At 66.8% G+C, this 18,637-nt stretch carries 18 protein-coding genes; 11 read left to right on the plus strand and 7 right to left on the minus strand.

Annotated features, from left to right (window positions below):
- Positions 1-367: 367 nt before the first annotated feature.
- Both ACN22W_RS27830 and ACN22W_RS27835 read right to left on the minus strand, forming a co-directional pair.
- A complete protein-coding gene (locus tag ACN22W_RS27830) occupies positions 368-559 on the minus strand; it encodes a CsbD family protein (RefSeq protein WP_419687932.1) in 192 nt (63 codons plus the stop codon).
- A gap of 140 nt (positions 560-699) precedes the next feature.
- Positions 700-2,232, minus strand: coding sequence for a PAS domain S-box protein (locus tag ACN22W_RS27835; RefSeq protein WP_419687933.1), 1,533 nt, complete (start codon positions 2,230-2,232; stop codon positions 700-702).
- 368 nt (positions 2,233-2,600) lie between these two features.
- Here ACN22W_RS27835 and ACN22W_RS27840 point away from each other — a divergent pair, with 368 nt between their 5' ends.
- From ACN22W_RS27840 to ACN22W_RS27850, 3 genes are read left to right on the plus strand one after another with little or no spacing between them, the layout of a single operon-like run.
- Entirely contained in the window at positions 2,601-2,765 is a 165-nt protein-coding gene (locus ACN22W_RS27840) for a hypothetical protein (RefSeq protein ID WP_164992082.1), read from the plus strand.
- Between the two features lie 57 nt (positions 2,766-2,822).
- On the plus strand, positions 2,823-3,173 hold the full coding sequence (locus ACN22W_RS27845) for a BON domain-containing protein (protein WP_129516498.1): 351 nt from the start codon (positions 2,823-2,825) through the stop codon (positions 3,171-3,173).
- Between the two features lie 52 nt (positions 3,174-3,225).
- Positions 3,226-3,423 (plus strand): CsbD family protein, encoded by a 198-nt coding sequence (locus ACN22W_RS27850; protein ID WP_048251752.1) that lies wholly within the window; start codon positions 3,226-3,228, stop codon positions 3,421-3,423.
- A gap of 369 nt (positions 3,424-3,792) precedes the next feature.
- Here ACN22W_RS27850 and ACN22W_RS27855 read toward each other — a convergent pair whose 3' ends face one another.
- Entirely contained in the window at positions 3,793-4,821 is a 1,029-nt protein-coding gene (locus ACN22W_RS27855) for a DUF1338 domain-containing protein (RefSeq protein ID WP_419687934.1), read from the minus strand.
- A gap of 225 nt (positions 4,822-5,046) precedes the next feature.
- Between ACN22W_RS27855 and ACN22W_RS27860 the strand changes: the two genes are divergently transcribed.
- Complete coding sequence (locus ACN22W_RS27860) at positions 5,047-5,994, plus strand: LysR family transcriptional regulator (protein WP_343490802.1); 948 nt, start codon at positions 5,047-5,049, stop codon at positions 5,992-5,994.
- A gap of 15 nt (positions 5,995-6,009) precedes the next feature.
- Here ACN22W_RS27860 and ACN22W_RS27865 read toward each other — a convergent pair whose 3' ends face one another.
- Complete coding sequence (locus tag ACN22W_RS27865) at positions 6,010-6,480, minus strand: hypothetical protein (RefSeq protein ID WP_419687935.1); 471 nt, start codon at positions 6,478-6,480, stop codon at positions 6,010-6,012.
- 78 nt (positions 6,481-6,558) lie between these two features.
- Positions 6,559-8,688 (minus strand): TonB-dependent receptor, encoded by a 2,130-nt coding sequence (locus ACN22W_RS27870; RefSeq protein WP_129516495.1) that lies wholly within the window; start codon positions 8,686-8,688, stop codon positions 6,559-6,561.
- 955 nt (positions 8,689-9,643) lie between these two features.
- Between ACN22W_RS27870 and ACN22W_RS27875 the strand changes: the two genes are divergently transcribed.
- Positions 9,644-11,272 carry an NADP-dependent glyceraldehyde-3-phosphate dehydrogenase gene (locus ACN22W_RS27875; protein WP_419687936.1) on the plus strand — a complete coding sequence of 543 codons (1,629 nt, stop codon included), beginning with the start codon at positions 9,644-9,646 and terminating at the stop codon, positions 11,270-11,272.
- A 63-nt stretch (positions 11,273-11,335) separates the two neighbouring features.
- Here the strand turns inward: ACN22W_RS27875 and ACN22W_RS27880 are convergent, their stop codons facing one another.
- A complete protein-coding gene (locus ACN22W_RS27880) occupies positions 11,336-11,968 on the minus strand; it encodes a LysE family translocator (RefSeq protein WP_419687937.1) in 633 nt (210 codons plus the stop codon).
- A gap of 593 nt (positions 11,969-12,561) precedes the next feature.
- Here ACN22W_RS27880 and ACN22W_RS27885 point away from each other — a divergent pair.
- From ACN22W_RS27885 to ACN22W_RS27910, 6 genes are all read left to right on the plus strand, one after another.
- Positions 12,562-12,885 carry a hypothetical protein gene (locus tag ACN22W_RS27885; protein ID WP_048251745.1) on the plus strand — a complete coding sequence of 108 codons (324 nt, stop codon included), beginning with the start codon at positions 12,562-12,564 and terminating at the stop codon, positions 12,883-12,885.
- A gap of 115 nt (positions 12,886-13,000) precedes the next feature.
- Positions 13,001-13,207 (plus strand): hypothetical protein, encoded by a 207-nt coding sequence (locus ACN22W_RS27890; protein WP_419687938.1) that lies wholly within the window; start codon positions 13,001-13,003, stop codon positions 13,205-13,207.
- Positions 13,204-13,749, plus strand: coding sequence for a hypothetical protein (locus ACN22W_RS27895; protein ID WP_419687939.1), 546 nt, complete (start codon positions 13,204-13,206; stop codon positions 13,747-13,749). The genes ACN22W_RS27890 and ACN22W_RS27895 overlap by 4 nt, the downstream gene beginning before the upstream one ends.
- Before the next feature lie 92 nt (positions 13,750-13,841).
- Positions 13,842-14,327: a hypothetical protein gene (locus ACN22W_RS27900; protein ID WP_419689842.1), complete on the plus strand. Its 486-nt coding sequence runs from the start codon at positions 13,842-13,844 to the stop codon at positions 14,325-14,327.
- A 242-nt stretch (positions 14,328-14,569) separates the two neighbouring features.
- On the plus strand, positions 14,570-16,033 hold the full coding sequence (locus ACN22W_RS27905) for a PepSY-associated TM helix domain-containing protein (RefSeq protein ID WP_419687940.1): 1,464 nt from the start codon (positions 14,570-14,572) through the stop codon (positions 16,031-16,033).
- 38 nt (positions 16,034-16,071) lie between these two features.
- A complete protein-coding gene (locus ACN22W_RS27910; RefSeq protein WP_419687941.1) occupies positions 16,072-18,189 on the plus strand; it encodes a TonB-dependent receptor in 2,118 nt (705 codons plus the stop codon).
- A 70-nt stretch (positions 18,190-18,259) separates the two neighbouring features.
- Here ACN22W_RS27910 and ACN22W_RS27915 read toward each other — a convergent pair whose 3' ends face one another.
- A complete protein-coding gene (locus tag ACN22W_RS27915) occupies positions 18,260-18,625 on the minus strand; it encodes a copper resistance CopC family protein (RefSeq protein WP_419687942.1) in 366 nt (121 codons plus the stop codon).
- Positions 18,626-18,637: the final 12 nt, after the last annotated feature.

The raw sequence follows: 18,637 nt of genomic DNA on the forward strand, positions 1-18,637 counted from the left end.
GCAGTCCTTCTTCTGTGAGTCGGGATGCAACGCGCGACTGCCGCGCGTCGGCGACCTCCCGCACGCCGGTGATTGCGTTCGCCGCCGGGGCGCCGTTCAATGCGCCCGACCCGCCGGCCGATCACCGCGGTTCCGTCTCCGAAGAACCTTACGCCGCGAAAGAGGTGAATGGATTGTGGGTAGCCAATACCGGAGCAGCAAACGAAATATCGGAACTATGTAGTGAGGATTTGTCATCAAGTTCCACGTGCCCGAACGGCACACGGCCCGCGCGACGGCGGGCCGTGAATTGAAGACATTAGTGGGGTGTCGCGCTGGCGCCCGCCGATCAAGGCCGGCCATGGTCATGCCAATGGCGCATCATCGATCAGTGCCGATCCGTTCGCACAGACTTGCGCACCGCATCGGCCGCCTCGCCGGCCTTCTCCTGGATCTTGCCGGCCTGCTGTTCGGCGACGCCGTCCGCTTCCGTCTTGCGGTCGCCCGTCACCTTGCCGAGCGCTTCCTTGAGCGATCCCTTGACCTGCTTCAGCTTGCCTTCGATGCGATTCCTGTCCATGGTCGTCTCCTGCGATGGTGGGAGAGAGCCGGCGGCGTGACGGCCCGCGCCGCGCCGCCGAGTGGACAGGTTCGCAGGCCTGCGCCGCGCGCGGCAGATGCGAATGCACCGGCACGCATGGTGCATTCGTACCGACGGCGTCAGTCCTTGCCCTTCGCGCCGCCCTTCTCGCCGCGCGCGCCGTTCGCTTCGGCCGCGCCGACGATCCCGCGCTCGCGCGCCCACACGATCGCCTCGCCGCGGCTGTGCACGTCGAGCTTCGCGTAGATCGTCGCGACGTGATTGCGCACGGTGTTCGGCGCAAGCCCGAGGCGGCCGGCGATTTCCTTGTCCGCGAGGCCGTGGCACAGCAGGTCGAACACGTCGCGCTCGCGCGCGGTCAGGTCCGACAGTTGCGCGCCCGCGTCCGGCGCATTCGCGCGCCGCACGTTCGCGAGCTTCTCGATCAGCGTGCGGCTGAACCACGACGCATCCTGCATCGCTGTCTCGATCGCATAGACGAGTTCCATCTCGGTGCGCTTGCGATCGCTGATGTCGAGCAGCGCGACGAGCAGGCAGTCGCGCCCGTGAATCGCGACCGGGTCGGCCGACACCACGCAATCGCGCACGTCGCCGTCGCGCGTGCGGATCTGCACGTCGGCGTTGCGCACGTTGCCGTCGCGTGCGAATCGAGCCTCGATGCGCGGCCACGCGCCGCGTTCGGCCCACAGCCCGATCTCGTCCGCGGATTTGCCGAGCAGGTCGTCCTGCGCATGGCCCGTCATTGCGGCGAACGCGCCGTTGACGTCGAGCAGCTCGAAACGGTCGGCCGTGACGATCGCGGTCGCGACCGGCGCCATCCGGAACGCCGTCGCGAACCGCTCCTCGCTCTGCCGCAGCGCGCGCTCGGCCTGCTTGCGCGGCTCGAGATCCATGAACGTGAACAGCATGCAGGCCTCGTCGTTCATGTCGATCGGCTGCCCGGCGACGACCACCGCCTTCGTGCTGCCGTCCGCGAGTTTCAGCACGGCCTCCATCTGCGGGATCGTCGCGCCCTCGCCGAGCCGCTCGATCGCGAGTTCGCGCCGCTCGGCCTGTTCGAGCACGTCGACCTCGTACACCGAACGGCCGAGCACGTCGTCGCGCGCGTGGCCGGTCATGTCGAGAAAGCCCTGGTTGACCTTCACGTAGCGCAGATCGTCGAGCCGGCAGATCACGGCCGGCGCCGGGTTCGCGTTGAAGGTGCGCTCGAAGCGCTCCTCGGCGCTCGCCCATTCGGTCGCGTCGTGCAGCACCAGCGCGAGGCAATCGGGCTCGCCGGCCGCGTTCGTCAGCACGAGGCTGCGGATCCGGTGAACCCAGCTCACGGTTTCGTCGGCGGCCGATTCGACTTCGACCGTCACGTCGCTGAACGCCTCGCCCGCGATCACGCGATCCATCGGATAGTGACCCTCGCGCACCGGGTGGTTGTTCCGGTATCGCAGCCGGAAACGCTCGCGATATTCGGTGACGGTCGCGCCGAGCGCCTTCAGCTCGGTCACGCCATGCATCGCGAGCGCGGCCTCGTTCGCCCAGACGATCCGCTGGTCGGGCTCGACCAGGATCACGCCCTCGGTGAGCCCGGCGATGATCTGATGCAGCTGGCGCCGGTCGGTATGCGACTTGAGCGCCTGTTCGTTCACTTGTTCGTTCATCGAATCGTTCCACGTGATCGGTATGGCCACGGCCGCGTCGCCTCTTCGTCGACGCGCGCCGGACGGCGCGTGTGGCGATGATCGCTTGCCGCGCATGGGCGCAACAGGCGCGAATGCACTATCCGCCATAGTACATTCGCACGGCATACCGCCGCCGTGCGGTACCCCGCCGATCCGGCAAGCATCCGTTGCGCACGCCTTTCCCCGCGCCGCCGGCGACACGTACCCACCCGCCCCTTTTCCGCCCCCCGTGCAAACGCACTAGCCGATCCGGTGAATTTGCGCGATGTCCGCCTGCGTTCGCCCCGGTACGCTGGTCCTGCATCGGCGCTCATGCGCTGCCTTCCGAACCGCAGAGGAGAAGCACGATGAAACTTCATCAGACACCCGATCCGACGCGGCCCGAACCGCATCCGGACAGTCCGCCCGAACCGCCACCCGGCACGGACCCGCCGGTTCCGCTGCCACCCGACTTTCCGCGCCCGGACGTCCCGCCGCGCGAACCCGGCTACGACACGCCGATCGTCCGCTAACGGATCACGCGGATCGCATTCACCCATTCAACACGTCAACCGACGGAGAACCCGACCATGAACAAGACCCAGCCCCTTTCGACGCTGCTCGCCGTCAGCGCGGCCTTCCTGCTGAGCGCCGCACCGCTCGCGAACGCGGTTGCGCAGGACGCGTCGGCCGACAACGGCATGAAGGCCGAATCGAGCCAGCCCGTCACCGACACGTGGATCACGACCAAGGTGAAGAGCCAGCTGGCCGCCACCGACGGCGTGAAGAGTTTCGACATCGGCGTGAAGACGGTCGACGGCACCGTCACGCTGACGGGCGTGCTGCCCTCGAAGATCGCCGTGAAGAAGGCGATCGCCGTGTCACGCGCGGTCAAGGGCGTGAAGCACGTCGACGCATCCGGCCTGAAGGCGAAGGCCTGACCTCCCGCGCGGCGGCTGCCGCGCCGTTATCCCATTCCGACAGGAGCACACGATGAACGAAGACAAGATCAAGGGCCAGTGGAAGCAGCTCACCGGCAAGCTGAAGGCCAAGTGGGGCAAGCTGACCGACGACGATCTCGCGGTCGCGGAAGGCAATCGCGACTATCTGGCCGGCAAGATCCAGGAGCGTTACGGGATCGCCCGCGATGCGGCCGAGAAGCAGTTGAAGGAATTCGATCGCGAGCTGTAACGCGACCGGTAGCCTCACCCCGCCGCGGCGCCGTCGGCGTCGCGGCCACCAGGACGACGACATGGGCAAATATCTGATCGCCTGGCTGCTCGGCGTGCCGGCCGGGCTGCTGGTGCTGTTTTACCTGATTACGCACATCTTCTGACGGCGCGCCGCCCGGCGCGCTCCGTCTGCCTCTGCAAACTCCCCACTCACCCGACCACGCGATCGACGGCAACAGGGCGATCCACCGCCGCTTCGGATCGATCGGCCGCGCGCGTTCCGCCACATCGCGGCCGCCCAACGCAAATCGGGCAGGACGCATACGCGCCCTGCCCGATCGGCTCATCGCTTCGGAAGCGAGGCGCGACGCACCCCGCTTCCCGTCCGTTATTTCGCCGCGTTCGCCGTCATCTTGAAGATGCCCTGCGCGTTGCCCGCATCGAAACGCAGGTCGGTCACCCAGCGGCGCGCCGCCTGGTCGAACGTGCGCTTGCGCGTGATGAACTCGTAGAACGAACCCGGCACGTTGCGCTTCACCGTGCCGCCGTCGCGCGTGCGGAATTCGCGCTCGACGGTATCCGCGCGATAGGCGGTCTGGAACACGCGGCCCGAGCGCGAGCGCTCGACTTCCGGCTTCATCGGCCGACCCTTCGCCTTCTCGTCGTCGGACAGCTTGAACACGTCGGTCACGCGGTCGGTCGCATGGTTGAACGCGTTGCCTTCGGTCGAGATCCACGCCATCTCGGCCGACTCCAGCAGCAGCGTTTCGTAGTCGAGCTCGTTCGGCAGGTCGTGCTGGCGGGAGAACGCGCCGACGATCTCCGGCAGCAGCGCGTGCGCCGCGTCGAGCGACAGCCAGCCTTCGCGCTCGACTTCCCACAGCAGCGCGACGGCTGCCGGCGACAGCGGATCGCGCGACGAGCTGACGACGTTCGTCACGGCCTGCTGGAATTCCTTCGAGAAACGCTCCGGATGCAGTTCGCTGACGAAGAACTGCGCGATCTCGTCCGGTGCATCTTCATGCGCATACGCGCGGCCGGTCATGCCGAGCTTGTCGAGCGGGTAACGGCCGTTCAGGCGGAAACCGAGCGGACGCAGGATGCGCGTGAACGCGGCTTCGCCCGGCGGCAGCGCGCCCGTGTGCGGCCAGCGCACCGTGCGCAGCGCGCCGTGATCGAAGTAGACCGAGCCGCCGCTTTCGATCGCGTCGGCCGTGTACGCGCGGCCGTTCGCCGAACGTTCGAGCAGCCCTTCGAACAGCGCCATGTTCATCGCCTGCGCGATTTCCGCGCGCGTCACGACGCCGTCTTCCCATTCTTCGAGGATGGCCGGCATGTTCAGGGTCGAGAACAGGGCGTCGGTCTTCGCCTGTCCCAGCAGCTTCGTCAGCAAGCTCTCGATATTCGGATTGCGCATCAGGATTCTCGTCTCGGGGGACCGCCGGCAAACGTGCCGGCAACTCGTCGGCCGGCCACCCCGCGGGCGCCTGACCTTGCGTGGGGAGCATTATTCAAAGGGTTGCAGCCGGGCGTAAAGCGAGATTAAATTGACACGTGATGAGTTTTTGGAATTATTGGCCGTCCCTGACCCTGCTCCTCGGCCCGCGCCGGAAGGGTCTGTTCATCAGACAAATCGAGCATCATGCGTAAATTCAAGATTCCCAACATGGGCGCGCTCGTGGCTTTCGAAGCCGCCGCGCGCCACGAGAGCTTCACGCACGCGGCCAAGGAGCTGTTCCTGACCGAAAGCGCGGTATCGCGCCAGATCGCGACGCTCGAAGCCAGCCTCGGCGTGCGGCTGTTCGCGCGCGTGAAACAGCGCGTCGTGCTGACCCGCGCCGGCAAGCTGTACGGCACCCAGGTGCGCCGCGCGCTGGAAACGCTCGACCGCGACACGCTGTCGATCATCGCGCACGGCAGCGGCGGCGGCTACCTGGAGCTCGCGGTGCTGCCGACGTTCGCGTCGCACTGGCTGATCCCGCGCATCAAGAGCTTCTACGACCGCACGCCCGACGTGCGCGTGAACATGGGCAGCCGCACCGACCTGTTCTCGTTCGAGGACACGCACTTCGAAGCCGCGATCCACTACGGCAAGCCGACCTGGCCCGGCACGTCGTCCGACTACCTGTTCGGCGAGGAAGTCGTGCCGATCTGCTCGCCCGCGCTGCTCGACGGGCCGGTCGAGCGCGTGGAGGATCTGCTGGCGTACCCGCTGCTGCACTCGACGACGCGCCCCGGCGCGTGGGCGCAGTGGTTCGAGGCGCACGGCGTCGAGGACATCCGCACGATGCAGGGCGTGCGCTACGAACTGCATACGATGCTGATCAGCGCGGCCGCGGCCGGGCTCGGGATCGCGCTCGTGCCGAAGTTCTTCGTCGAGGAACAGTTGCAGCAGCTCGGCCTGATCGTGCCGTGCGACGCGGCGACGGTCGGCGATTCGGCGTACTACCTCGTGTATCCGACGGAGCTCAGCCACAGCAAGCCGCTGGAGCTGTTCCGCGGCTGGCTGCTCGAGCAGGCGAGCGCGTATGCGGCGCCGGAGGGGGATGCGGATGGCGCGGACGCGGAGGACGACGAGGACGTCGAATAGCGCGCCGGCTTCAGGTCATGGCGCGGCGGTGCCGCACGCGTGCCGCGTCGGCAAGCCGGCCGCGACCACCTTCACCAGCCGCGCGCGATCGGGCGTCTCCAGCCCCGGACACGCCGTGTCCAGATCGCGGATCACGATCGTCGCGCGCCCGTCGAGCCGGCACACGCCATCGGGCTGTGCGGCAGGCATTCGCAGGCCGCGCCTCGCGTCGCGCTGGTTCGTGAACACGATCACGCCCGCGCGTTGCGAGCGGTCCGGCAAGCGCCGGGCCGATGCGTCGTCCTCTTCGAACCACACGTCCGACCCGATCGATTCGTCGCCGTAATCGAGCGCGTAGCGGCCCGACAGCGTGATCGCCTGCCCGACATGCACCGCACGGCAGTCCGGCTCGGCGTCGGCCGGTATCGGCTGCGCGCCTGCCGCGGCCGCGCTGCACGCCAGCAGCCACACGCACAACATGCGGGCACGGCCATGCAGGTTCGACACGTCAATCGCTTTCCGGATCATGGGCAGTAAGAGGCAGGTCATCCTGAAGAAGACCTGCATTGTCGCGCGGCGCGTGCGTTACATGTGCCACTTCACCGTGGCGGTCAGCGTGCGCGGATCGCCGGGCATGTTGTACAGGTCCGCGTTGCCGTGCGCGGCGATGAAGTAGCGGCGATCGAACAGGTTGTCGAGCGTGAGCGTCACGTCGACCTTCTTGCTGCGATAACCGGCGCCGAGATTGAACACCGTGAACGACGGCAGCGTGACGAGATCGCTCGCCGACGTATAGCGCGCCGACTGGAACTGCATGCCGGCCGCCGCATAGAAACCGTACGGCAGCTCGCGCTTCAGCCACAGGTTCGCGCTGTGGCGCGGCATCAGCCCCGGCGTGTTGCTCGACACCGCGAGACCGGCCGCCGTCGATTGCGCCGAACCATCGACCGTGCCGTTCAGGTACGCGTAGCCCGCATACACCGACCACTTCGGCGCAATCTCGCCGGTGAAGCCGAGCTCCATCCCGTGCACGTGCTGCGTGCCGATCGGCAATGCATAACCGGGATTCGCGGGGTCGCCGATCTGCTGGTTGGTCTGGCGCATGTCGAACAGCGCGACGCTGGCCGTTGCCTTGCCGCCGAGATCGAAACGCGAGCCGAGCTCATACGCGGTGGTCTTCTGCGGTGCGAGCGCCGCGCCGTTCGCGAACGCGCCGGAACTGATCAGCGTATCGGCGAGCGGCGAGAACGACTGGCTGAACGACCCGTACAGCGTCAGCCAGTCGAGCGGTTCGTAGATCAGGCCGACACGCGGGCTCCACGCGTGATCGGTACGGTCGAGATTGACGTTCGACGACGTGTAGTCGTGGCGGATCTGGTTCAGGTAGTCGAAGCGCAGGCCGGCGAGCACCTTCCAGTGTTCGGTCAGCGAGATCAGGTCCTGCGCGTAGACGCCCGCGAGCCCGACGACGGTCGACGCATTCGTCTTCGCACGCGCGCCGGTCGGCACGCCGGGCAGGATCACCGGCTGCGGATTGAACAGATCGTAGGTCGCGACCTTCGACACGCTGTAGATCGTGTCGAACTTCTGCTGCTGCGACAGCTCCAGCCCGTACAGCAGCTCATGGCGCATGCCGAACAGCGATGTCTTCTGCGTGAGTTCGAACAGGCCGTCGATGCCGTGGTCGGTGCGCTGGCGCGTCGACTGGTCGAGCGTCACGACCGGATGCGCGGCGGTCTTGATCGGCTCGTACGTGACGTAGTTCTTGCGTTCGAGCGAGAAGTCGTACGCGCGGATCGCGCCGTGGAACGACAGCGAATCGCTGAAGCGGTGATCGAGCGATACCGTCGCGCTCTTCGCGGACACGTCGTTGTACGAGCTGCTCGCCGCGTCGGCCGAGCCGTAATACGTGTTGATCGGCACGTCGACCGGCCGGCCGAGATACGCGGGCAGGCCCTGGTCGGACGTGCGGCGGTCGTGCAGGTAATCGAATTCGACGTTCAGCACCGTGTCGCTGTCGAGCTTGAACTGCGCGGACGGCGCGATCGCCTGGCGGTTGAGCTGAAACTGGTCGCGAAAGCTGTTCGAGTTCTCGGCCGCGCCGGTGATGCGGAAACGCGCCGCGTCGTTCGCGTTCCAGCCGAGGTCGAATTCGCCGCGTCGCTCGCCGTGCGTGCCGAGCGTCACGCCCACGTCGCGCACGGGGTTCGCCTCCGGCCGCTTCAGCACGCGATTCACGATGCCGCCCGCCGAACCGCGACCGTACAGCACGGCCGCCGGCCCCTTCAGCACCTCGACGCGGTCGACGTTCGACAGGTCGCGATAGTAGAGCGCGTCGTCGCGAATACCGTCGACGTACTGATCCGTGATGCTGTTGAAGCCACGGATCGTGATCTGGTCGCGCTGGCCGTCGCCGACCGAGAAGCCGACGCCCGGCACGTTGCGCAACGCGTCCTGCATCGACGTCGCGTTCTGGTCCTCGATCACCGCGTGCGGAACGACGTTCACCGTCTGCGGTACGTCCATCAGCGACATGTCGGTCTTGGTCGCCGCGCGCGAGTGGCCCGCGTCGTACGACGCATGCTCGGCGGCCGCGTTGACGGAAATGGCAGGCAAGGTCGCCGCGGCGTCGCTCGCTTGCGCGGACGCAGTGCGTGCGCCGGCCAGCGACGTGGCGATCAGAAGCGCATGGCAGGCGCTTTTGTTGAGTTTCATCGTTGAAGTAGAAGCTGAAGGAAAACGGCGAACGGAAACGCGTCCGGCCAACGCGCGAACCCCGCGATGCATCGACCGGCGAAAGCCTTTCCGTGAAGACGAGGGGGCGCGCGGGGGATTGCCCCGTCGCGCATGCCGACCGGCGAACGGCCGGCGCGGATGGATGCCGGCCGGTGCGACCGGCACGAAAAAAGCCGTGACATCGGGTTACGGCTCGTAACGGAGCGAAATATTAAACGAGAATGATTCGTGTTTTCGATTAATTTTTTATGTCGTGTACGACATGTCGCCTGCCCGCAACGTGCGGACGCATTGCGCTCCGGATTCCTGACGAATACCTTTCGTTTTCGTGATGTTGACTCACACGTCGACGAAAGCTCAACGAAAGAATACGGTCTGCCGCATCAGGTACATCGTGCGGAAACGGTCACGCAGAAGATGGGATTCGGGATACGACGACGGGGAGATTGGAGAGGATCACGAAGGATCCGGTGAAGCTGGCGGCACGCATTCGAGGTCCGGTGCGCGCCGGACCGGACAATCCCGACCCGGCGCTCCGGGCAGCCGACCTCGCATCGGCAGCGCGGCGGACCTTCTTCTCTTATTCACTACGTCTGCTCTCTCAGGCTCGCTACATTTTTTTCTTCGCCGCGCCGCGCCATTATCCGCCCAATCCGGTCAACGGGAAACGTTTGCGGGTGCACCGGGCACGTTATTCCCGCTATTCGGCAACAGTCTTTCCGAATGCTTACGGATCGCGCGCCACGGTTCGGCAATTCTTGCATTCGCGTCGGCGTTCCTTTTTAATGGAACTGGTTCCAGTCGCTGATTCGGCCATGTTCTCGCGTGACGCTTCGTCGTGTGCGCGTCATCATGCCGATTCAGGATCGAGGATCGCTCAGCTCAGGATTCGCATCGCCCGTCCCTCCCGGACACCCCGTCAAACGAGACCGTCATGCCCGATTCCGCTTCCCTGCAGCACCTGTTTCCCGCCTATCAGGACATCCCCGCCGAATTCCGGCTGAGTTCGCCGATCCACCAGCGCGTGTCGCTCGTCGACGGCGAACTGCGGCCGTGGGACGGCACGACCAAGACCGTGCTGTCGCCCGTGTGCGTGCGGCAGGCGGACGGCAGCGTCGAGCAGATGGAGATCGGCAGCTACCCGGTGATGGGCGAAACGGAAAGCGACGCGGCGCTCGACGCCGCGGTGCGCGCATACGACTCGGGCCGCGGCGAATGGCCGACGATGAAGGTCGAGCAGCGCATCGCGTGCATGCAGGACTTCATCAAGCGGATGGTCGCGCAGCGCGAGCTGGTCGTGAACCTGATCATGTGGGAGATCGGCAAGAGCCTCGCCGATTCGCAGAAGGAGTTCGACCGCACCGTCACGTATATGGCGCAGACGATCGATGCGCTGAAGGAGCTCGACAACGCGAACTCGCGCTTCGTGATCGCGGAAGGCACGATCGGCCAGATCCGCCGCACGCCGCTCGGCGTCGTGCTGTGCATGGGCCCGTACAACTATCCGCTGAACGAAACCTTCGCGACGCTGATCCCCGCGCTGCTGATGGGCAACACCGTGGTGTTCAAGCCGCCGCAGTACGGCACGCTGCTGTTCGAGCCGCTGCTCGAAGCGTTCCGCGACGCGTTCCCGAAGGGCGTGATCAACACGATCTACGCGCCGGGCGCGGTGGTCGTGCCGCACATGCTCGCGTCGGGCAAGATCAACGTGCTCGCGCTGATCGGGTCGAGCAAGGTGGCCGATCACCTGAAGAAGCAGCACCCGAAGTCGCACCGGCTGCGCGCGATCCTCGGCCTCGACGCGAAGAACGCGGCGATCGTGCTGCCCGACGCCGATCTCGATCTCACCGTGAAGGAATGCCTGCTCGGCGCGCTGTCGTTCAACGGCCAGCGCTGCACCGCGCTGAAGATGCTGCTCGTGCACCGCTCGATCGTCGACGAATTCCTGAAGCGCTTCACCGCCGCGCTCGAACAGCTGAAGATCGGCATGCCGTGGGAAAAAGGCGTCAGCATCACACCGCTGCCCGGCATGCATCGCACGGCCTACATGACGGATGCGATCGACGATGCGAAGGAAAAAGGTGCGCAGGTCGTCAACCACTCGGGCGGCGAGTTCAGCAAGACGCTGTTCTATCCGGCCGTCGTGTACCCGGTGTCCGAAGGGATGAAGCTGTACCGCGAGGAACAATTCGGGCCGATCATCCCGGTCGCGCCGTTCGACGACGTCGACACCGCGCTCGACTATGTGACGACGTCGGATCACGGCCAGCAGGTCAGCATCTTCGGTTCCGACCCGGCGCAGATCGGCGCGCTCGTCGATCCGCTCGTGAACCAGGTGTGCCGCGTGAACATCAACTGCCAGTGCCAGCGCGGGCCCGATGTGTTCCCGTTCGCGGGCCGCAAGGATTCGGCCGAAGGCACGCTGTCGGTGAGCGACGCGCTGCGCGCGTTCTCGATCCGCTCGATGGTCGCCGCGAAACAGACCGACGGCAGCAAGCAGCTGCTCGACTCGATCGTGTCGGACCACTACTCGAAGTTCATCAATACGGGCTTCATATTCTGAAGCAACCGTGATGCGCGAACCCTTCGCCGTGCGCCGATGCGGCGGAGGGTTCGTTCCGGTGAGTTACACGTTCGACGCCAGCAGCCGGATCCCCGCCACGCCGAACACGACGGCGAGACACGCTTCCATCGCGCGCCGGCCGCGCACGTACAGCCGGCGTGCGCCATCCATCGAGAACACGAGCGCATAACCGCCGAACACCAGGCACCCGATCACGAGGCAGCCCGGCACGACGGCGCCGTGCGACGCGCCCGCGCCATTCGACGACAACGCGACGATCGATACCCATACGAGGATGGCTTTCGGATTGGTCAGGTGCAGCATCGCGCCGCGTACGTAGAAACGCGACAGCCGCTGCTCGCGCGCCGCATTCACTGACGGCGCCGCCGGGCCCGCCAGCGCCGTGCGCCCCGACTTGAACGCGAGCCACAGCAGATACAGCCCGCCGAAGATCTTGATCGCGACCAGCAGTTTCGACCACGCGAGCAGCGCGGCCGACACGCCGAGTGCCGCCACCGTCGCCCAGCACATCGACCCCGAAATGACGCCGAGCGCGAACACCAGCGCCGCCTTGCGGCCCTGGTTCGCGGCGACCGACATGATCGCGAGATTGCTCGGCCCGGGACTGGCCGTACCGATGAAATAGGCCGTGTACGCAAGCAGCAGGTTGGCCGAGAAGAAGGCGTGGACGCTCATGTCGAACCTCGCAGGGGTGATTCGCAGATTGTTGGCAAACGCGCACCATCTGCCCATGGACAATTGCGCGGCCGATCGCTGGGCCAGTTCGATGGCCGCGCGGCCGAAGCGCCGCTCGCGAAACCGTCTCGGTTCTGAAACAACTGACGCATTCGCTGCCGGTTCCGCCGGGCGAGGGCGGCCCTCTCATACCATGCTTCCGACAAGCCGAACGCGTTGCCGGCGCAGGCCGCACGCGCGGGGCGGCACGTTTCGGCCGTCCGCCGGCGGCAACGCGCAACGCGTTTCATCCCGGCGTTACGTTACATCCGTGAAGCATTTCACTGCATCGAGCCGCTCGGTACGCCCGACGTCCGCCGCGCCCCGCCTGTAGACGCCCTCCTCGGCCGCCTCCGCAACCCAGTAACGGCGGGACTCGCCGACCGGTGCGGTAGCGCGGCTCAACATTGCTCAACAATCGGATTGCGACGCTGGTACGGAACCTGCATTCCGTTCGGGTAAAAGTCGCGCCGGTCACCGCGCGGCCATGAGTCCACCCTCGGGCACGTCCACCGGATACGCCCGAACGATCCGCGCAAGCAACGAGGCCCTTCATGGATGCGCTGCCCAATTCGTCCGACACGTCGTTCCAGCTCTTTCTCGCGAAGCTGCTCGAACAGCCGTTGCCCGACTGGACCGAAAAACAGCAGATGGAACTCGAGATGGCACGCACGCTGTCCACCGAGATGGTTCACCTCGCCGAAGACATGCGTGCCCGCACGCCCGATCTCGCGCGCTGCCTCGTGCTGCTCCGCTATGCGAAGGTGCTCGACTTCATGCTGACGTCGCTCGCCGCGCACCGCGACATTCACCCGCAGACGCTGCGCACGCTGTTCCGGCTCGCGAACCTGAAGGTCGACGACGCGTATCCGGCTTGAGCCGGCGCCACGCATCGGCCGCCGCGGCCGGCAATCACGGCACGGGCGGCCCTTCCCGCTTCGCGCGAATGCCCGACGACATCGCCGCATGAGCATCAGGAACCGACAATCCCGATTGGCCGGCGAACTCGGCGTCTTCGTGCAGCGCGACGGACGCCGCGCGCAGAAGCATGTCGATCCGAACGATCGCCGCTACGATCACGACGTCGAGCGCACGATCGCGCGGCTGTCGCCGGCCGCGCTCTCCGATCTGCTGGCCGGCGATCATTTCAGCGAAGACGACGACGCGACCGGTTCAGCCGATATGAGACGCTCCCCGTGAACGCCGCCGACTTCGACCGGATCTGGCCGGCCATCTGCGATACGCCCGCGTGGTCCGTGACGAAAGGCCAGGGCAGCTTTCTCACGTTCGAATTCGGGGAACCCGCGCTGCATGTCAGGGAGCCGCTCGTCGGTTCGCCCGACCTGTCCGCGGCGGCGCGCGACCGGCTGGCGTCGCGGCACGTGACCGTCGCCGGCAACGGGCATCTGTGGATCTGCTACTGCCACTGGTCGATCGCGCTCGACGGTCGCGAGCTCGCACACAGCGAATCGCGGTCCGGCGACATCGCGGCCGCCGCGCAACGTCTCGACGGACAGATCCTGCAATCGGTCGCGCCGCGTGACCAACCGGGCTCGTGGGCATTCGACTTCGACCTCGGCGGCAAACTGACGACCTGGCCCTACGGCGACGACCCGGCCGACGAACAGTGGCATCTGTACGACCGGCGCTCGGGCAACGTGCTGACCGCACGCGCGGACGGCACCTGGTCGTACGGCCCCGCGAACGCGCCGCCGGGCGACGGACCGTTCAGCCCGGCATAGCAGCTCCGTTTCCGCTTGCTTGCCCGCGGCTTATGCCGCCCATCAGCGCTGCCGCCGGCCCGGCCCCGCAAACGGATGTACAATCGCGCGCCATGAATGCACTTCGCCGCTTCCTGCTCCGGCAAGGCGTCGCGCGACAGCTGCTGTGGGGGTTCCTCCTCGTGACGCTGTTGTCCCGCGCGCTGATGTCGGGTGCCGTGATGCTCGATCCGGACGGTCCGGATGCGGGCTCGGTGGTGCTGTGTTCGGGCCGCGGCCCGCTGATCGTCGACGTGGCCGCGCTGAACGCCCGTTTCGATGCCGGCGCGCCGATCACACCGGCCAACGATGCGCTGGCGCTCGTCGATGCACTCAAGCATGACGCGCACGCCGGCAAAACGGCGTCCTCCGGGAACGGCGACAGCCTCTGCGCATTCGGTGCGGCGCTGTTCACGGCGCTGGCGTCGTTCGCGCTGCTGGTGCTGTTGTTCCCCGCCGCGGCGCCGCGGCGTATCCGGATTCACTTCGACTCTCTTCCTTTCGTGCGATCGATATTCGACGATCGCCCGCCTTCCCGCGCCCCTCCGCTGTTCTGCTGAACGTTCCGCCTAGCGGCTCGTGCACGTCGATGTGCATGGGCCTTCACGTCGTTCGTTTCACATCACCCGATTCAAGCGTTCACCCGAATGCCCGCGCCGCGCGGGCGACGCCGCCCTGCGCACCGCGTGCGCATGACGCCGCGTTGCCCGTTCCGTCAGCGCGTGCCCGCGGGTGTGCCGCACGTTGACGACAGCCGGCCCGCGCCGGCCTGACCGATCGACGACCACGAGGAGCTGACACCATGTCGACCACCGTCGAGCAGGCGATCTCGCCTGCCCGTTCCGCAAGCGCCGGTTACCGGACGCTCTGGCGCTGGCACTTCTATGCCGGCCTGTTCGTGATGCCGTTCCTGGTGATCCTCGCGATCACGGGCACGCTCTATTGTTTCCAGCCGCAGATCGAGACGCTGCTGTATCCGCACCGGCTGGTCGTCGAGCCGCGCGCCACGCCGCGGCTCGCCCCCGACACGCTGCTCGCGAACGCGCGTACCGCGGTGCCCGCCGGTGCAACGCCGGTTTCGGTCCAGGTATCCACCGCGCCGGACCGCAGCGCCGAATATGTCTTCCGGCTGCGCGACGGCAGCCGCGAGAGCGTGTACGTGAACCCGTACGACGGCAGCGTGCTCGGCACGCTGAGCGTCGAGCGCCGCTTCATGCAGGTCGACCGGATGCTGCATCGCAAGCTGCTGCTCGGCAAGACTGGCGAGTTGCTGATGGAGCTCGCCGCGTGCTGGACGTTCGTGATGATCGGGACCGGCATCGCGCTGTGGTGGCCGCGCGGCACAGCGCGCGTCGGACGGGCGCTGCGACCCGACCTGTCGCTGCGCGGCCGGCCGCTGTGGAAGAGCCTCCACGCGACGGCGGGCATCTGGCTCGCGGCCGGCACGGTGGCGTTCATCCTGACGGGGCTGCCGTGGTCGGGCTCGTGGGGCAAGAACTTCAAGGCGCTGGCCGCAACCGTGAACCTCGGCGCGCCGGACGGCGTATGGGGCGGCGCGTCGTTGCACTCGACGCGCCCGGGCGCACCCGCAGAGCCCATGCACGCGCGGGCCGCCGCACCGGCCGGCCATCATCACGAATCGGGCGAGTCGATGCCGGGGATGGTGATGGACGACCTGCCGTTGCCGCAAACGCCGTGGGCGGTCGGCAACGTGCCCGTGCCGCATTCGCCGTCGGCACCGACGCCGGCACCGCTGCCGCTGGCGCGCGCGATCGAGATCGTCGCGGGGCTCGGCGTGACGAGCGGCTACACGCTCGCGTTGCCGTCGGGTCCGGACGGCGTGTTCACCGCGTCGTACTTCCCGGCCGATCCGAAAGCCGAGCGGACGATCTACCTCGACCAGTACAGCGGCGCGGTGTTGAAGGACATCCGCTATGACGACTACGGCGTGGTGTCGCAGGCCGTGTCGTACGGCACGTCGCTGCACATGGGTCGTTATTTCGGGCTCGCGAACCAGATCATCTGCGCGGTGCTGTCGCTCGGGCTGGCCGCGATGGCCGTCACCGGCACGGTGATGTGGTGGAAGCGCCGCCCGGCCGGCAAGCTCGGCGCGCCGTCGCGCGAACGCGGCACACCGCCGATGCGCGGCTGGATCGCGGGGCTCGTACTGCTCGGCATCGTATTCCCGCTGATGGGGATCACGATCGTCGCGGTCTGGTTGATCGATCGTCTGCTGTTCGGCCGTGCGGCGCGCACGGCTGCGTGATCGAAAAACAATTACATGGATTCAAAGGATTCCGAAGCATGAAGTTCAGATTGATACTGCCTGCCGCCGTTCTCGCGACTTTCGCACCCGCCGGGCAGGCACAGGAAAGCGACATCAAGGGCACCGGCACGACGCTCGCACCGATTCGCGTCAGCGCACAGAAGCCGGCCCCGTTGACGCAGCCGCTCGACACCGGCAGCCATCTCGGGCTGTCGTCGCTCGAAACGCCCGCGAGCGTCGAGCAGATCGACCGCGCGACGCTCGACACGCGTGGCGACAGTTCGATCGTCGACGCGGTGAGCCGCGCCGCCGGCATCAGCGAGTCGCCGCATCCCGGCAACGGCGGATCGGAGCTCGGCGCACGCGGCTTCGTCGGCGCGGCGTCGGTGACGCAGCTCTACGACGGCGTGCGCCCGTACGGCGCGATCGGCGTCACGTTTCCGTTCGATACGTGGTCGGTCGACCATATCGACGTGCTGCGCGGCCCGGCGTCGGTGATCTACGGCGAAGGCGCGATCGGCGGCGTCGTCAACATCGTGCCGAAGAAGCCCACGCGCACACCGATCCGGAACGAACTGCAGGTCGGCGGCGGCACCGAGGGCACGGCTCGGGCCGCGTTCGGCAGCGGCGGCGCGATCAACGACAAGCTGTCGTACCGCTTCGACCTCAGCGGCAATCGCTCGTCGAACTGGGTCGATCGCGGCGATTCGCGCAACCTGTCGATCTCGGGCGCACTGCGCTACGACGTGACGCCCGACCTGTACGTGACGGCCTCGTACGCGCAGGGCTTCCAGCATCCGATGCAGTATTTCGGTGTGCCGCTCGTGAACGGCGTACGCGATCCGGCGCTCGACAAGAAGAACTACAACGTCGGCGACAGCGACATCGCGTTCCGCGACAGCTGGGCGACGGTGTCGGCGAACTGGCAGCCGAGCGACAGCCTGAACGTGACGAGCACGCTGTACCGGATGAAGAGCAACCGTCACTGGAAGGACGCCGAGTACTACACGTACCTGCCGTCGACCGCGCAGGTCCGGCGCAGCAGCTACACGGAGATCTTCCACGACCAGGCGCAATACGGCAACGTGACGACGGCCACCGTAAGCAGCGTGCTGCTCGGGATGCGCAACACGTTCTCGGCGGGGTTCGAGTTCAACCACACGACCTTCCAGCACGACAACAACTCGCCGTTTTCGGGCACGTCGACGGTCGATCCGTTCAACTTCGATCCGGGCAGTTTCATCAACGTCGCGGGCACGTATCCGAAGTACCGCAGCCAGGCGAACCAGTACGCGCTGTTCGCGGAGAACCGGCTCGAAATCACGCCGCGCTGGTCGGTGATCGGCGGGCTGCGCTACGACCACGCGAGCGTGAACCGCGACGATCTCGTGAAAGGCGGCGCGTTCACGAAGGTGTTCGCGAACACGGGCTGGCGCATCGGCACCGTGTACGACGTGCGGCCCGGTCTCGCCGTGTACGGCCAGTACTCGGTCGCGGCCGATCCGGTCAGCTCGCTGCTGTCGTTGAATGCATCGAAGGCGAACTTCACGCTCGCGACCGGCAAGCAGATCGAGATCGGCGTGAAGCAGTCGTTCCTGGATGGCAAGGCGGAATGGACGCTGGCCGCATACCGGATCGTGAAGAGCAACCTGCTGACGGCCGATCCGCTGAACCCGAACCAGTCGATCCAGGTCGGCCAGCAGTCGTCGCGCGGGCTGGAAGCGACGGTCGGCGCGGAGATTGCGAAGGACTGGCGCGTCGATGCGAACGTGTCGATCCTGCGCGCGAAATACGACGATTTCCAGCAGGTGTCCGGCGGCACGATGGTCTCGCGCGCGGGCAACGTGCCGGTGTCGGTGCCGCAGCGTCTTGCGAACCTGTGGGTAAGCTGGCACTTCGCGCCGGACTGGACGGGCATTGTCGGTGTGAAATACGTCGGCAAGCGCTTTGCCGACACGGCGAACCAGCTCGTGATGCCGTCGTATACCACCGTCGACCTCGGCCTCGCATGGAAGCCGCGCAAGGACACGACGATCACGGCACGCGCGTACAACGTGTTCAACCGCCGCTTCGTGCAGTCCGCGTACTACAACGAAACGCAGTATCTGCTCGGCAACGACCGGCGGCTCGAAGTGTTGGCGAACTACCGGTTCTGACGCCACACGATGCGGTTCGACGTGCCCGCCGGCGCATGCGCGGCGGCGGGCACGGCCATCGTCACTTCGATCACTTCACCGTAAACGCGTAGTGTCCCTGCGTGCGATGGCCGTCGAGCGCGACGGCCACCCACGCGACCGTATAGACGCCCGGCGTCAGCGGGTTCAGCGCCACGGACATGTGCTTCCGGTTCGACGCGTCGACTTCGGCCTTGCCGTTCGTGACGGCGTGGCCCTGCGCATCGGTGACGGCGATCGAGCTGAACGCGGGTTCGAGCCCGTCGTCGAAATCGATCGCGACGCGCTTCGGCGACGCGGTCACGGTCTCGCCCGCGGACGGCGCCTGATGCGTCGGATAGGCATGCGCATGCGCAAGCTGCGCGCCAGCGAGGAGCAGCGCGGTGGCGGCCGTGCGCATCGTGGTCAGGACGTTCATGCGGTTTCTCCC

This window comes from Burkholderia theae (genome assembly GCF_048565265.1).
GTDB lineage: Bacteria > Pseudomonadota > Gammaproteobacteria > Burkholderiales > Burkholderiaceae > Burkholderia > Burkholderia theae.

Coding starts and splice junctions, on each gene's coding strand:
- ACN22W_RS27830 (WP_419687932.1), bottom strand. CDS start 559: ATGGACAGGAATCGCATCGAAGGCAAGCTGAAGCAGGTCAAGGGATCG.
- ACN22W_RS27835 (WP_419687933.1), bottom strand. CDS start 2,232: ATGAACGAACAAGTGAACGAACAGGCGCTCAAGTCGCATACCGACCGG.
- ACN22W_RS27840 (WP_164992082.1), top strand. CDS start 2,601: ATGAAACTTCATCAGACACCCGATCCGACGCGGCCCGAACCGCATCCG.
- ACN22W_RS27845 (WP_129516498.1), top strand. CDS start 2,823: ATGAACAAGACCCAGCCCCTTTCGACGCTGCTCGCCGTCAGCGCGGCC.
- ACN22W_RS27850 (WP_048251752.1), top strand. CDS start 3,226: ATGAACGAAGACAAGATCAAGGGCCAGTGGAAGCAGCTCACCGGCAAG.
- ACN22W_RS27855 (WP_419687934.1), bottom strand. CDS start 4,821: ATGCGCAATCCGAATATCGAGAGCTTGCTGACGAAGCTGCTGGGACAG.
- ACN22W_RS27860 (WP_343490802.1), top strand. CDS start 5,047: ATGCGTAAATTCAAGATTCCCAACATGGGCGCGCTCGTGGCTTTCGAA.
- ACN22W_RS27870 (WP_129516495.1), bottom strand. CDS start 8,688: ATGAAACTCAACAAAAGCGCCTGCCATGCGCTTCTGATCGCCACGTCG.
- ACN22W_RS27875 (WP_419687936.1), top strand. CDS start 9,644: ATGCCCGATTCCGCTTCCCTGCAGCACCTGTTTCCCGCCTATCAGGAC.
- ACN22W_RS27880 (WP_419687937.1), bottom strand. CDS start 11,968: ATGAGCGTCCACGCCTTCTTCTCGGCCAACCTGCTGCTTGCGTACACG.
- ACN22W_RS27885 (WP_048251745.1), top strand. CDS start 12,562: ATGGATGCGCTGCCCAATTCGTCCGACACGTCGTTCCAGCTCTTTCTC.
- ACN22W_RS27900 (WP_419689842.1), top strand. CDS start 13,842: ATGAATGCACTTCGCCGCTTCCTGCTCCGGCAAGGCGTCGCGCGACAG.
- ACN22W_RS27905 (WP_419687940.1), top strand. CDS start 14,570: ATGTCGACCACCGTCGAGCAGGCGATCTCGCCTGCCCGTTCCGCAAGC.
- ACN22W_RS27910 (WP_419687941.1), top strand. CDS start 16,072: ATGAAGTTCAGATTGATACTGCCTGCCGCCGTTCTCGCGACTTTCGCA.
- ACN22W_RS27915 (WP_419687942.1), bottom strand. CDS start 18,625: ATGAACGTCCTGACCACGATGCGCACGGCCGCCACCGCGCTGCTCCTC.